The organism is Anaerophaga thermohalophila str. Valhall, from assembly GCF_000250735.1.
Taxonomy (GTDB): Bacteria; Bacteroidota; Bacteroidia; order Bacteroidales; family Marinilabiliaceae; genus Anaerophaga; species Anaerophaga thermohalophila_A.
Genome location: NZ_AHZV01000068.1, coordinates 1 through 13496, shown reverse-complemented (window position 1 = coordinate 13496; position 13496 = coordinate 1). Strand labels below are relative to the sequence as shown.

Genomic DNA, 13496 nt, shown 5'->3' with positions numbered 1-13496 from the left:
TAGTAAAAATTTTTTGCGAGTTTATAGACGAGCTCTAATTAGTGTCTGTCCATAAAGTACCATTTACTGTGTTACGCTCGTCCGAAAATTACTCATTTACGATAAGTAAACTCCGTATTTTCGGACTTCGCAAGCCTTGTAAATGACACTTTATGAACAAACACATGATAAGTAGGAAATTATTCCTACTTTACAGACAGGCACTAATTATCAGACATCTGCAAGAGCTTAACGGAGTATTGTGAACATTATAACAGGAAATTTATGAATAGGCCTGGAGAAGACTTTTATTGGTAATTTCAGCCGCAAAAGTCTAATTTTGCGGCTTCATTTTTTTGATTGAACAATATGCTAAAAAACATGGGCAATAAAACGGCCATTACCTTCGGTGATGAAAAAATCAGCTATGGCCGTCTGATTGGTGTAATTGAAACGATTGCAAAGTTATACTCCCTGAACCATGGAGACAGAGCTGCTGTGTTTATGGAAAACAGGCCCGAATGGATATACTCTTTCTATTCGATATGGAAAAACGGTGGAATTGCGGTCCCTGTTGACCATCTGGCTACTTCCGGTGAAGTGGCGTTTATTCTGGAAGATTGCCGACCGGAAGTGATCTTTACTTCAAAAAACAATGTGGAAACGCTTCAAAAAGCTGTGAAAGCAGCTGGTATAACCCCGAAAATATTTATTGCTGAAGACTTTGTATTATCAGATGGTATTCAATCGCCGGAGAATAACTTTCCACAACCGGATGTCTCTGACACGGCGGTTTTAATCTACACTTCAGGAACGACAGGGAGCCCGAAGGGTGTCATGCTCTCTTACGATAACCTTTTGGCCAATATTGAAGGTGTGGTACATAAAATAAAAATCTACACTTCCGAAAGCAGAACACTGGTTTTGCTGCCGCTTCACCATATCTTTCCATTAATGGGCACAATGGTTATCCCTCTTTACTCGGGCGGAAGCATTGCCATCAGTCCTTCCATGTCTTCTGAAGATATTATCAAAACCCTCCAAAAAAACAAGATTACCATTCTTATCGGGGTTCCGCGTTTGTATGCCGTCATTCGTAAAGGAATAAAAGAAAAAATAAACGCCAGCTTGCCGGCAAGGACCTTGTTTGCAATAGCAGAAAAACTGAACAGCAAGGGCTTTTCCAAAACTGTGTTTAAAACGGTTCACAAAAAAATGGGCGGTGCTCTTACGTATCTTGTCTCCGGAGGTGCTGCCCTGGACCCCGAAGTGGCGCGTGACTTTCAGGTTCTCGGCTTTGAAGTGCTGGAAGGTTACGGGATGACCGAATCAGCGCCGATGATTACCTTTACACGTCCGGGTCGTGTAAAAATTGGTTCCCCGGGAGAATCCCTGCCGGGTACCAAAATTGAAATCATTGATGGGGAAATTACGGCCACCGGGCGTCAGGTCATGCAAGGCTACTACAATCGACCCGAAGAGACGGCTCAGGTTTTAAAAAACGGACGGCTTCACACAGGTGATCTCGGCCATCTTTCAAAAGAAGGTTACCTGTATATCACAGGAAGGAAGAAAGAAATCATCATACTTTCGAACGGTAAAAATGTTAATCCCGCAGAACTGGAACAAAAGATTGAAGAGTCGCCGCTGGTTCGCGAATGCGGCGTCTTTTTCAAAGATGACATGCTTCAGGCTGTTATCGTCCCGGAGAAAAGTGCAATTAATTACTCTTCCGAAGAAGATAAAAACATTGAGGAAATCATCCGTTGGGAAGTTATCGATCATTTTAACCGGAATGTATCTTCATATAAAAAAATTATGCATTTCTACCTGACAGACCAGGAATTGCCCCGGACACGACTGTCAAAACTGCAACGATTCAAGCTGGAAGCTTTTGCTCAATACAACGATACGGAAGATGAACTAAGGCTAAATCCCGATTTCGATGAATACCGGATGATTGCAGATTACCTAACCAAAGAGAAGGGACGGGCCGTTCTGCCGCATCATCATCTGGAAATGGATTTGGGACTCGATTCCCTGGATAAAGTAGGATTTGAAACCTATCTTGACCAAACCTTCGGAGTTAAATTAGACCCCGCGGAGATGATCCGGTTCAACAATATCCATTTGCTGGCCGAACATGTCCGTGAAGTAAAAACAAGAATTGAAGAACACAAAATAAACTGGAAAGACATCCTAAGGGAAAAAGTTCATTTTCAGCTTCCAAAAACATGGGCAACCGGAAGCTTCATGGTGAGAGTTTCGCGCCTCTTCTTTCATCTATACTTCCGATTCAGAGCCAAAGGAATGAAAAATATTCCCGACGGCCCATGCATCATCGCTCCCAACCATCAAAGCTTTTTCGACGGGCTTTTCGTCGCTTCATATCTAAAAACCCACCAAATCAGAAAAACCTATTTTTATGCCAAGGAAAAGCATGTAAGGAAACCATGGTTGAAATTCCTGGCCAACAGGAACAACATCATTATCATGGACCTGAACAAAGACCTTAAGTCTTCCATCCAGAAAATGGCGGAAGTCCTGAAACGCAAAAGAAATCTCATCATCTTCCCGGAAGGAACACGCAGCAAGACAGGTAAACTGGGACAATTCAAAAAAACGTTTGCCATCCTCAGCCGGGAGTTGAATATTCCTGTCGTCCCTGTTACCATTCAGGGGGCACACAAAGCACTTCCAAAAGGAAGTCTGTTCCCGAAACCCTTTAAAAAAATAGACATTGAGTTTCTTGAACCTGTTTACCCGCATAACGACAGTTATGACGATCTGACCATGAAAGTAAAAAACCAGATTCAATATAAATTGAGTGAACCTGCTTAACCCGGTTTATTGAAATGAATCCCTGCCTGCCTCGATTTATAGGGGAATAATCGTGACCCGTTTCATTCGTATTTGTTGCTGGTTGCTGGTGACTGGTTGCTGGTTGCTGGTGACTGGTTGCTGGTTGCTGGTTCGCTCAGCTCTGCCGCTTGCCTTGTAAGAATTCGTCATTGGTCAATTCGTCAATTAGTCAATTGGTCAATTAGTCAATTGGTTCATTGGCAATTGGTAATTGAAGTGATTCTTCGTCGTACCTCCTCAGAATGACAAAAGGGGTCTTCCTGTCATTCAAAAGTTTATCACTTCTGCCTTCTGCCTGATTCTCTGCGGTGAATTCTTAGTCTCTCAACCTCAGCCTTAGCCTCAACCTTAGCCTCAGCCTTAACCTCAACCTTAACCTCAACCTAATTGGTCATAGAAAAAATCTGTGTAAATTTGTGATATCTATGGTGAATTCTTAACCTTAACCTCAACCTCAACCTCAATTAAAAAATGAGTCTTTCTAACTCGGGACGAGTTCCATAAGACCAATAATTTAGATAAAATTTTATATTATGAAAAAAGCAGCCATATTTATTGCACCCGGATTCGAAGAGATAGAAGCACTGACACCGGCCGACGTTCTTAACCGTGCCGGAGCAGAAGTAGAATTAATATCGGTGACCGAAGACAAAAGCGTTACAGGAGCACATGGTCTTACCATTGTGTGCGACCGGGTTTTTGAAGGCAAACCCATCGATGAAAAGGATATTCTCATTCTTCCGGGAGGCATGCCAGGGGCCAAAAATCTTCAATCCCATTCAAAACTTGCAGACCTTCTGAAAACGTATTACGACCAAAAGAAATGGATAGCAGCCATTTGTGCAGCTCCCATGATTATCGGCGAACTGGGATTCCTTAAAGATAGAAAAGCCACTTGCTTCCCCGGCTTTGAGCATCATTTAAAAGGGGCTCACCATTATCCGGCGCCGGCCATTACCGACGGTCATATTATTACCGGGCGGGGCATCGGTGCAGCCATGGAATTTTCCCTTGAAATTATTTCAAACCTTTACGGAGCCAATAAAGCGTCCGAGCTCAGGGAGGGGATGGTGGTTCCCACACCGGCCGATCAATAATAATCTGCAAGACCCTCTTCAATCTGCTCGTAATGAGCAATCCAATGCAGCTTTTCTGTGGCCTGCCACTCTTCCGGTCGGGCCACACCGGCTGCTATTCTTTTCAAAAAGCCTCTCATCAAAGGTTCTATTTCCATATCATTGATGACAAAAGCGGTTTCTACAAACATCTTTCGTGAAGAACCAATTACCAGCGATTCAAAGTCGGGTATTTCTCCTAAATCTTCCCTTATTCTTACGTCACGATAGCCCAGTTCAACAGGCAGATTCCCCGGCACTTTATCAATATCGCAAAGCTTTATAAAAAAGCGTTTCAGCTCTTTATCATAAAAATAAGAAGTACCTTCCTTCTCAAAATTATCAATAAGCTTTTCTGTTACATTTGGGAATTTATTCAGGTCAACCGACAAATTCCGAATGTAACCATTCTCTGTAATATCTTCCCACGGCCTAACTGTTTCGGGCGCCAGTTTATGTCTCAAACCCGATTTCTGAAACCTGTCTTTATACACGTAAGAACAATAATTTACCGGCAGATTAATCTTCCGACTTCGGAAATAATAAAGAATCTCAAGTGCAGCTATTTCGCTTTCGGGTAATGTGGCTCGCTTTCCATGAGCAACAACATAGCCCCTCCCGGTAAGTTTCTGACGATTATATGGCGTCATGCGCAATTGATGAAGATTGGAAAAAGCCAGGCCTTCACTATAGAGTTGTTCAAGACTTTTAATAATCCGGTCTTTTTCGTCGGGAACGGCCGGTATCTCAACTGTAACCGCCGGAATGATACCCAATGCTTTTCTGACAAAACGTAAATCGTAATGCGTAGCGCCTATGTCGAAGCGTAACTCATTCAGGCCTTCAAGGGCCAGCTGTTCAAGCTTATCTTCCGAAACCAAAGTCCCGTTGGTATAGGCCCAGATATACAAGTCATCTCCAAAGCGTTTTCGCAGCACTTTCAAAAAATTCACCATTTTATCGAAGGTGATAAAAGGCTCTCCCCCGCTAAAACTGACTCCCTTAAAGCCAAACCGCTGAATGTAATCTGCATATTCCCCGGGATCATCAAACTTTAAAGTTTGAGTAACGGGCAAGCCTATATCATTCTGTGGGGCAGGACAATAAAAACAATTGCAATTACATCTGCCATTAATAAACAGGCAACTCCATTGACCTTCGGCGCATAGCCTGCATCCGGGGGAAAGATTAAAGATGTCGGTTTTGGTCCCTTTATAGCCAAATGTTGCAAGTCCTTTCAGGCCAGACAATAACGCATCTCGTTTTTGCTCCAGAGTCAGTGCCTTGCTGTAATTTATCCAGTTGATGTCATCATAGTTGATTCCATACTCCAGACGGTTGTGCTCAACCATCCGGTTACGATGACGCAATAATCCTTCCATCAATACCAGAACTAAGAAAAAGTATAAGTTAAATTGGGCTTTAAACTTTGACCATCGTCAAAAAAGCAGGCAAATTTACTTCATTTTTTTATCCGGGCAGTATTGGCTAAATATTATTTTGAAATACTCCTTTAAACTTTTGCAGATATCTGATAATTAGTGTCTTTCCATAAAGTACCATTTGCTGTGTTACACTTGTCATGTTCGTTTCGTCACAAAAAAACAACACAGTTGTAGTGAACTCATCATTCGTTTAAACGTTTAATGATAAGGTGCTAAAAATTAAACAAAATGTCCAAAAAACCTGTAATATATTGGTTTAGAAACGATCTTCGTCTTCACGATAATCCAGCCCTCCTGCATGCAATAAAATCACAATTACCTGTTATTCCTGTCTTTATTTTTGATGATTTGTGGTACAAAGACCCATGCGAACTGAACTTTCCACGCACAGGATTGCATCGAAAAACGTTTATGGCTGAATCCCTGGCAGACCTGAATATGTCGGTTGAAAGAGCAGGCAATCACCTTCTCGTTTTCAGTGGAAACCCGGTTAATATTCTTTCCCGGCTCTTTCGGTTTTTCGATGCCGAAAAAATTATAGCGCAGAAAGAATATGCATTTGAAGAAATCAGGATGGAAGAAGAACTAAAAGCCAAAACAAACCTGGAACTTGTGTGGGGAAGCATATTGTATCAACCCGACCAGGTAAGTTTCCCTCCGGAAAAAACACCTTTCTATTTTACGAGATTCAAAAACAAAGTCCTGCAGGAACCCTTCATGCCGGAACCGGTGAAAACCATACGGCAAATTAAAAATGGCTGGTCGGGTGATATTCCGAAACAATTGCTCCCTTTTGATTATACAGAATGGGCAGGGGCTAAAACACATTCCGTTTTCAGAGGTGGAGAGACCGCCGGTTTGAAAAGAATGAAAGAATATTTCGAGGCAGGCGGGCCTTTTCATTATAACAATACCCGCAACAAGTTTGAGGGGCCTGACTTCAGCAGTCAGGTTAGCCCCTGGCTTGCCAACGGGGCTCTGTCTCCACGTTCGGTTTTTGTTGAATTGCAACGTATGGAAAAACAATTCCCGGATAAAGAGGAGCCCGTCCGTACATTATCAGACCAACTTATATGGCGCGATTATTTCCGGTATTTGTTTCTCCGGTATGGAAAGAAACTCTTCACTACAAAAGGGCTAAGAAAGACAGAACCGGATATGTACAACGATATTGATGGTTTCGAACAATGGAGAAAAGGAGAAACCGGTGAACCCCTCATCGATGCCCTTATGCACGAGATTGCCGAAACAGGTTATATGAGCAACAGGGGACGAATGCTGGTTAGTTTTTATCTTTCGAAAGAAATGAAAATCAACTGGCAATGGGGAGCAGCCTGGTTTGAATCAACGCTTATCGATTATGATGTATGCAGCAATTACGGAAACTGGGCCTACCAAAGCGGAAGGGGAACAGACGGCAGGGTTAATCGACGGTTTAACCTGGCAACACAGGCCAAAAAGTTTGATCCCGATGGAAGCTTTGTGAAAAAATGGCTTTAACGATTTTTTTTGTATGTTTGCCGCCCGAAAAATTTGTCTGCGGATGCATTTAATTTTCACCCGGAAGCACCAAACCTCCACCCGAAACATCTTTGCTGAGTTCCCCGGGCATACCGTAGTAATATATCCGTCCCATTCCTTCAATCAACGTCCGCAACACCCCGGAAACCCTGCAAAAGATAAGCCCGGAGCCGTATAGACGCAAATCGGCATCTTTCATTAACAAATCAACGGCATCTATCTTTCCTGAACCTTCAAGCACAACCTCGCCGTTATCCGCTTCTCCTTTCAATAAAGTATTTCCTGAACCTTTCTGGTAAATGGTAAGATTTTCAAATATGCCTGTAATCTCTGTCAAAGTACTCCCTTCCGTCAACAAATGAAAATCAAGACAATTGAGACTGTCGGTAATAAATTGTGAAACCCCGTAAACACGCACGTCAAGCCGACTGATTTGCATTGAGTCAATCCTGACAACCCCGCCATTGATCACCTCAATCTCTGAAAATCCGGAAGGAACTTTCACAAAAACCTTAACCGAATGCCTCGGAACAATTGAAAAGTTGGATTTCTCACCTATTTCCAGAATGCCATTATTGATCTCTGTGGATACATATTGTAATATATTGGAATCAGCTTCAACTATCAACTCCCTGGCGGTGCCTTCACTGATAACCACTTCAATATCCGTATCCAGAAAAATACCGGTAAATACCCCGGTACTGCGCCTCTCGGTCTTCAGGTTTCCATCCCCTACAATTTCAACATTGAAGATTTCATCACAGGAGATCAACCATGAAGATAGAGAAACAATTAATAAGAGTTTGAAATATCTTTTCATCACTATATAATTAGAGGCTGCTGAAAAAGTCAGTAATCTATTTCAAATGTCCTTTTCGGCCTTGCCACAAAAAACAAAAAAGGTCTGGTCCGCTTAAACCTGGCTTTCCGCGAAAGCCAAAATTTCCGGCCATTTCGCAAGGCCATGTACGTCGCCCATTTTGGCTTCCCGCCATCCGCCGGCCCGGAAAGCGGACAGGCCACCGCGCCTTTTAAATAGTTAAAGTCGTTCATTATTACAACATTCTTTTGAATAGTGATATGTTGACAATTAACACTTACACAATACTCCGTCAAATTTTGCAATACATTGTAATTCAATTGTTTGTATCTAAAAAGGTTTATTTGTTTAAATGCAGTATATTAATGTTGTAAAAATCATCTTACATCTTATATCTAAAAATCTCACGATCTATTGTTATATCTATTTCTCTCAAATATATCCATTTATCTCATACATCAAAATACCAGCCCACTCTCTGAATAGCACTCCCCATTGATCCATAACACCTGCAGATGGAATGATAAAATCCTTCCATTGCAAAGGTCTGACTCCGGTAAGCGGATCAGCAGGAAAAACATCAACAGTAAACCCCTGATTTTCGAAACATTCGCGGGCACGGGGAATATGAAAAGCCGAACTCACGAGGATAATCTCTTTGGACATACCCCTGTTGTCAAAAATCTTTGCTGTTTCCACGGCATTTTCATAAGTGTTGCGGGATAAAGACTCGATAATGATCTTGTCACTCAGCACATCAATATCATCCAGATAGTCTTTCAGCAATTCGCCTTCCGGTTTTTGTTTATCGAACAGTGTACCACGTCCGCCCGAAAGTATCAATGTATCGGCCTTACCTGTCTTTAAAAGCCACAAACCCTGCCACAGACGGTCGGAACTTTGTGAAAAACGCGGCAACCCGTTAACGCTGTTTTCCGATGCCATCCCGCCTAAAACAACAACTTTCCGGTAATTCGAATGAAGTTGAGAGGCCATCTTCTGTGGTTCCTCCCATAATTCTGCAACCAAATGAAAAACGGCCCCGTTAGAAAATAAAAGTAAAACAATGAATGCGGCATAAAAAAAATGTCGCTTTATCCTGTTTTTCAGCAGCAATGAAACCATGAGCAAGATAACGACCCAAATTAAGGGCGAAAAGAAAACATTTAATATCCTGGATAATATAAAAACATCACAAAAATTTATTGTTCAAAAAAAGACCACTTACAAATTTAGCCTGTTTTATTCATGAGTGTGGTATAAAAAGCATATTTTTGTTAAAATCAAGGCGTTTTTATGTCGCAAGATTTATGATCTAAATGCAGAAAAACGGCGAATCGAAGTTTATCCGGCTACTGCCTTCTGCCTGACAAACTTCTGCCTGTCGTATTAACACATTAACTTATTGTTTATGGATTTCAAAACGCTAATCAACGCCCGTTACTCTGTGCGGAAGTATAAACCGGAGCCCATATCGGAAGAATTGCTGAATGAAGTACTGGATGCAGGTCGTATGGCACCAACAGCAGTAAACTTTCAACCCTTTGTTTTTATTGTTGTCAATGAACAGGGTAAACTAAAAGAATTGTACCATGCCTATCCGAGAGAATGGTTTGCCACGGCCCCTCAGGTGATTGTTGTTTGCGGGGACCATAAAACGTCGTGGAAACGCGGTAATGACGGGAAAGACCATGCCGACATTGACGTGGCCATTGCCACTGATCACATGACCCTTCGTGCCGCAGAACTTGGTCTGGGAACCTGCTGGGTTTGTAATTTCGATGCCGAAAAGGTATCAAAAGCACTCAACCTCCCCGGACACCTTGAACCGGCAGTTTTGCTGCCCATTGGTCGTCCCGAAGAGGTTGAATCGCCGCCCAAAAAGAGAAAATCTCTTTCTGAGCTGGTAAAATTTAACGGATATTGATGCCAACACCGGCGGTCAGTACCGAATAGTCACCAACCGTATAATCGGCATGCAGGGCGAGGAATCCAAGACGGAGTCTGACCCCTGCATTGAAATCAAATCCGCTGGTTTTGTAACCGAGGGTAAAAGGATCAGGGCCAATACTAACTTCCTGTTCATTATCATTTGTAAATGAATAAGTTCCTTTTACATCGAAGTCACTATTGGTTGACCCATAACCAAAACCGGTATAAAGAGCCACAACCGGGAAATTGGCCCCTAACAGAAGGCGGGAAGTAAATGCGCCGGAAGAAATACCCAATTCCCCATTTTCGACTGTCATGTTTCCACCGTCGGTGATACCATACGAACTGTTAAAGTCTGTATACCCCGCCAATACAGACATTTGTAAAAATGGAACTCTCTTCACAAAAGGAATATAATTTTTAAGGCTGTGTTTTATCCCAAAGCCAAGTACACTAACCTCCCCTGCATCACCAAAGTTCATTTTAGGGACTACACGAGCCATAACTTCAGTATTGAATGGTAAACCGATAGCACCTTGAAGCATAGGGATGGGCAATTTATCATTTCCCGAACCATTAGGAAGCGTAAAAGAAGCACTCTCTCCCCCCTGAACATCCGGCGATATAGATGGCCTTGATTCCATTTCTCCTGCAATTGTCGGGGCAATTCCATCACCGCTTACATTTACTCCTGATAAATCTAACTTATTAACATCAAAAGTTTTGGCTGATGAGGGAGCAACTGCATTCATCACGCTAAAAGTAAGATCAAATCCTCCAAACTTGTGCACCTTTGCAGTATTGTACCACCCCGCATTAAGTGAAGTCCCCAGCATCTCACCATAAGGCTGAAGATAGGCTTTTGTCAAAATCCGGGCATTATCTTCTCCTGCCTGAAAAAAATCTCTCAATGGTTCCTGCGAAAAGACAGAATGACTTACCATTAAGGCAAAAATTACCACTAAACTTTTTCTTAATGTCTTCATCTGATTCAAATTTGGTTAATTTATTATTCTCTTCTCTCTCAAGTCAACGATTTCCCAGCAAACGTCGTGCCTCACCTATGCTAATTCTTCGTTCACGACTAAAAGCCACGACAAAACCATAAATATTTCTCCGCTTCATTTCTGCTACTGCCTCGTCAAAAGTGTTAAAACGTCCGGCCGAAAACTTGTACCAGCCCGCTTCTTTCACTTCTGTTACCGGAAGCTCTCCGCTGTAAACACTCTTAACCTGATTTTCGGTAACCGGTTTACGGGTGGCAAGAAACTGAATCGAGAAAAAAACATCCCGTGTTTGAGGTGTTCGCGTGCGTTGTTCTACGTAATCGGCAGAATCCGGTTTCACAAAAGCCTTAATTTCTCCAGCCTGTTTAATAGCCCCAATCTTATCCGGCTCAGGCTGAACGGTTAATTGCTCAGAAATCATTTCCTGCTCCGGTTCGGGCAAACGGTCTTCATTATTGTTGTTAAGACTAATCATATTCTGTAACGCATCAACTTCAATGCTGTAGGCTTCATCTAACCATGCAAGTGGTGAGGCAAGGGGTATTGCCTTTTTAGCTCTTTCCCGTAAAACGTTGCTCCGCCTGAATTGTTTCTTTACTTCGGTATTAACATTTCTGATTGCTTCCGGCGTCCCTACTTGTTTCAGATATTTTTTTAAAATCCGGAATTGAATTCTATTGGCATCTTCAAAATAAGTAGAAGCTTTAAGTTGTAACCGGTAAACCCTTTCTTCCAGTTGAGCCAGACGAACCGGTCTGTCAGATAATACCCTCCTGAGTTCTTCCAGTTCCCTGTTTAGCCGGGTCACCTTTTCAAACAAGGACTTCCCCTTTCTAATCTTTTTGGAAGCCTTGTTGATATCATTTTCAAAACGTGCAGGAAAATCATCCCCCGACAGCAAAAACAAAGAATCCTGCTGACCCGAAGCATATCCCGCTCCAAGCAAAAAAAGAGCAAAAACACAAAAGATAAAGTTCATTTTCATGGCCCTCGAAAATTAGTCTTATCTACAGTTCATTGTCAAGTATAAAACAACAAAGAGTTTGGCAACAAAGATGCTTTTTAGTGCGTGTCTATAAAGTAGTAAAAGTTTCCTACTTTTCATGTGTCTGTTCAGAAGGTGTCATTTACAAGGCTTGCGAAGTCCGAAAATACGGAGTTTACTTATCGTAAATGAGTAATTTTCGGACGAGCGTAACACAGTAAATGGCACTTTATGGACAGACACTTTTTAGACCGCACTCATTTATTAAAATGCAGTATATAAAGATTTTATAAATCATCTAATATCTTATATCTTAAAATCTAACGATCTATTGTCATCTCCCGATTAATAAAAGATGATATCTGTCTTTCCTGAAACCGGGAGAAAACCTTAAAATTGCATTTTGGATCAGGCAAATCTTGCATGCGAATTCCATTCGACCGTAATAAATAAATTTTATACGAATGAAAACAAACATTTTAACTTTGCTGCTGTTTATCGCATTTACAGCAACACATATATCATGTAAAAACCAAAATAATATGAATAATAACAACCCGTTACTGCAACCATTTAATACACCGCATCAGACAGCACCATTTGACAAAATTTCGGAGGAACATTTCATGCCGGCTTTCGAAAAGGCACTGGAAGAAGGAAGGCGTGAGATAGCCGCTATCACCAACAATAATGAAACACCAACTTTTGAGAACACAATAGAAGCCCTGGAAAAGTCGGGGAAGCTGCTCGACCGTATCAGCAGTATTTTCTTCAACCTGAATTCGGCCGAAACCAACGAAAAAATACAAAGCATTGCCAGGGAAGTATCGCCAATGCTTTCGGAATACTCAAACGACATCTGGCTGAATGAAAAGCTCTTTGAACGGGTCAGCACAGTCTATGAAAACTATTATGATTCGGCCGAACTTAATGGGGAGCAAAATAAGCTTCTGGAAGATACCTACAAGGGCTTCACACGCCGCGGTGCACGTCTCAGCGGAAAAGACAAAGAGAGATACCGCGAAATATCTGCAGAATTGTCTAAGTTATCCCTGCTGTTTGGAGAAAATGTTTTGGCCGAAACCAATGATTTTAAACTTCATATCACCAATGAAAAAGACCTTTCGGGACTTCCCGCCGATGTTATAGAAGCAGCGGCACAAAGAGCAAAACAAGACAATCGGGAAGGATGGGTCTTTACACTGCAATTCCCCAGTTACCTTCCTTTTATGAAATACGCAGATAATCGCGAACTACGCGAAAAAATGTTCAGGGCCTATACCACCCGGGGAAATAAAGGGAACAAAAGAGATAACAACGAGATCATTAAAAAAACCGTTGCACTTCGGCTGGAACGTGCCAGATTGCTGGGATATACCAATCACGCCGAGTATGTTTTGTCGGAACGAATGGCCAAATCCCCCGAACGGGTCAATCAGTTTCTTCAGCAATTATTGGATGCTTCTCTCCCGTTTGCCGAAAAGGATGTGAAGGCAGTCGAAGAATATGCCCGGAAACTTGGTTTTAATGACTCACTTCAACGATGGGATTTTGCTTATTATTCCGAAAAACTGAAAACCGCAAGTTTCGATATAAGCGACGAAATGACAAAACCCTACTTCCAGCTTGAGAAAGTTAAGGAGGGCATATTCGATCTTACCCGTAAGTTATATGGTTTAACCTATAAAAGAAACAAAGAAATTCCGGTTTATCACAAGGATGTGGAAGCATACGAAGTTTTTTGATAACGACGGCAGCTTCCTGGCTGTTCTTTATCTGGATTTCTTCCCACGTGAAAGCAAGCAGGGTGGAGCCTGGATGACTTCTTAA

11 protein-coding genes are annotated in these 13496 nt (G+C 42.0%); 5 read left to right on the top strand and 6 right to left on the bottom strand.

What is annotated here, in order from left to right:
* Nucleotides 1–360 precede the first annotated feature (360 nt).
* Together OQ5_RS0102930 and OQ5_RS0102925 are read left to right on the top strand one after the other, a co-directional pair.
* Nucleotides 361–2820, top strand: coding sequence for an AMP-binding protein (locus OQ5_RS0102930; protein ID WP_016776062.1), 2460 nt, complete (start codon nucleotides 361–363; stop codon nucleotides 2818–2820).
* A gap of 554 nt (nucleotides 2821–3374) precedes the next feature.
* A complete protein-coding gene (locus OQ5_RS0102925) occupies nucleotides 3375–3938 on the top strand; it encodes a DJ-1 family glyoxalase III (RefSeq protein WP_016776061.1) in 564 nt (187 codons plus the stop codon).
* On the opposite strand, the gene OQ5_RS0102920 is transcribed toward OQ5_RS0102925, so the two are convergent.
* Nucleotides 3932–5338 carry a radical SAM protein gene (locus OQ5_RS0102920; RefSeq protein WP_016776060.1) on the bottom strand — a complete coding sequence of 469 codons (1407 nt, stop codon included), beginning with the start codon at nucleotides 5336–5338 and terminating at the stop codon, nucleotides 3932–3934. The two genes, OQ5_RS0102925 and OQ5_RS0102920, sit on opposite strands and share 7 nt — an antisense overlap.
* Before the next feature lie 291 nt (nucleotides 5339–5629).
* Between OQ5_RS0102920 and OQ5_RS0102915 the strand changes: the two genes are divergently transcribed.
* Complete coding sequence (locus tag OQ5_RS0102915) at nucleotides 5630–6901, top strand: DASH family cryptochrome (protein ID WP_016776059.1); 1272 nt, start codon at nucleotides 5630–5632, stop codon at nucleotides 6899–6901.
* Nucleotides 6902–6950: 49 nt separating this feature from the next.
* Here the strand turns inward: OQ5_RS0102915 and OQ5_RS0102910 are convergent, their stop codons facing one another.
* The 3 genes from OQ5_RS0102910 to OQ5_RS0102900 form a co-directional block, all read right to left on the bottom strand.
* Entirely contained in the window at nucleotides 6951–7742 is a 792-nt protein-coding gene (locus OQ5_RS0102910; RefSeq protein WP_026055084.1) for a GIN domain-containing protein, read from the bottom strand.
* Between the two features lie 29 nt (nucleotides 7743–7771).
* Nucleotides 7772–7975: a hypothetical protein gene (locus OQ5_RS20070; protein ID WP_016776057.1), complete on the bottom strand. Its 204-nt coding sequence runs from the start codon at nucleotides 7973–7975 to the stop codon at nucleotides 7772–7774.
* A 199-nt stretch (nucleotides 7976–8174) separates the two neighbouring features.
* Nucleotides 8175–8867, bottom strand: coding sequence for a YdcF family protein (locus tag OQ5_RS0102900; protein ID WP_255297352.1), 693 nt, complete (start codon nucleotides 8865–8867; stop codon nucleotides 8175–8177).
* A 286-nt stretch (nucleotides 8868–9153) separates the two neighbouring features.
* Between OQ5_RS0102900 and OQ5_RS0102895 the strand changes: the two genes are divergently transcribed.
* Complete coding sequence (locus OQ5_RS0102895) at nucleotides 9154–9669, top strand: nitroreductase family protein (RefSeq protein ID WP_016776055.1); 516 nt, start codon at nucleotides 9154–9156, stop codon at nucleotides 9667–9669.
* Here the strand turns inward: OQ5_RS0102895 and OQ5_RS0102890 are convergent.
* Both OQ5_RS0102890 and OQ5_RS0102885 read right to left on the bottom strand, forming a co-directional pair.
* Nucleotides 9656–10660 carry a DUF6588 family protein gene (locus tag OQ5_RS0102890; protein ID WP_044107387.1) on the bottom strand — a complete coding sequence of 335 codons (1005 nt, stop codon included), beginning with the start codon at nucleotides 10658–10660 and terminating at the stop codon, nucleotides 9656–9658. The genes OQ5_RS0102895 and OQ5_RS0102890 overlap by 14 nt on opposite strands.
* A gap of 43 nt (nucleotides 10661–10703) precedes the next feature.
* Nucleotides 10704–11666, bottom strand: a complete 963-nt coding sequence (locus tag OQ5_RS0102885; RefSeq protein ID WP_016776053.1) for a hypothetical protein — start codon at nucleotides 11664–11666, stop codon at nucleotides 10704–10706.
* Between the two features lie 542 nt (nucleotides 11667–12208).
* Here OQ5_RS0102885 and OQ5_RS20065 point away from each other — a divergent pair.
* Nucleotides 12209–13411 (top strand): M3 family metallopeptidase, encoded by a 1203-nt coding sequence (locus OQ5_RS20065; protein ID WP_016776052.1) that lies wholly within the window; start codon nucleotides 12209–12211, stop codon nucleotides 13409–13411.
* Nucleotides 13412–13496: the final 85 nt, after the last annotated feature.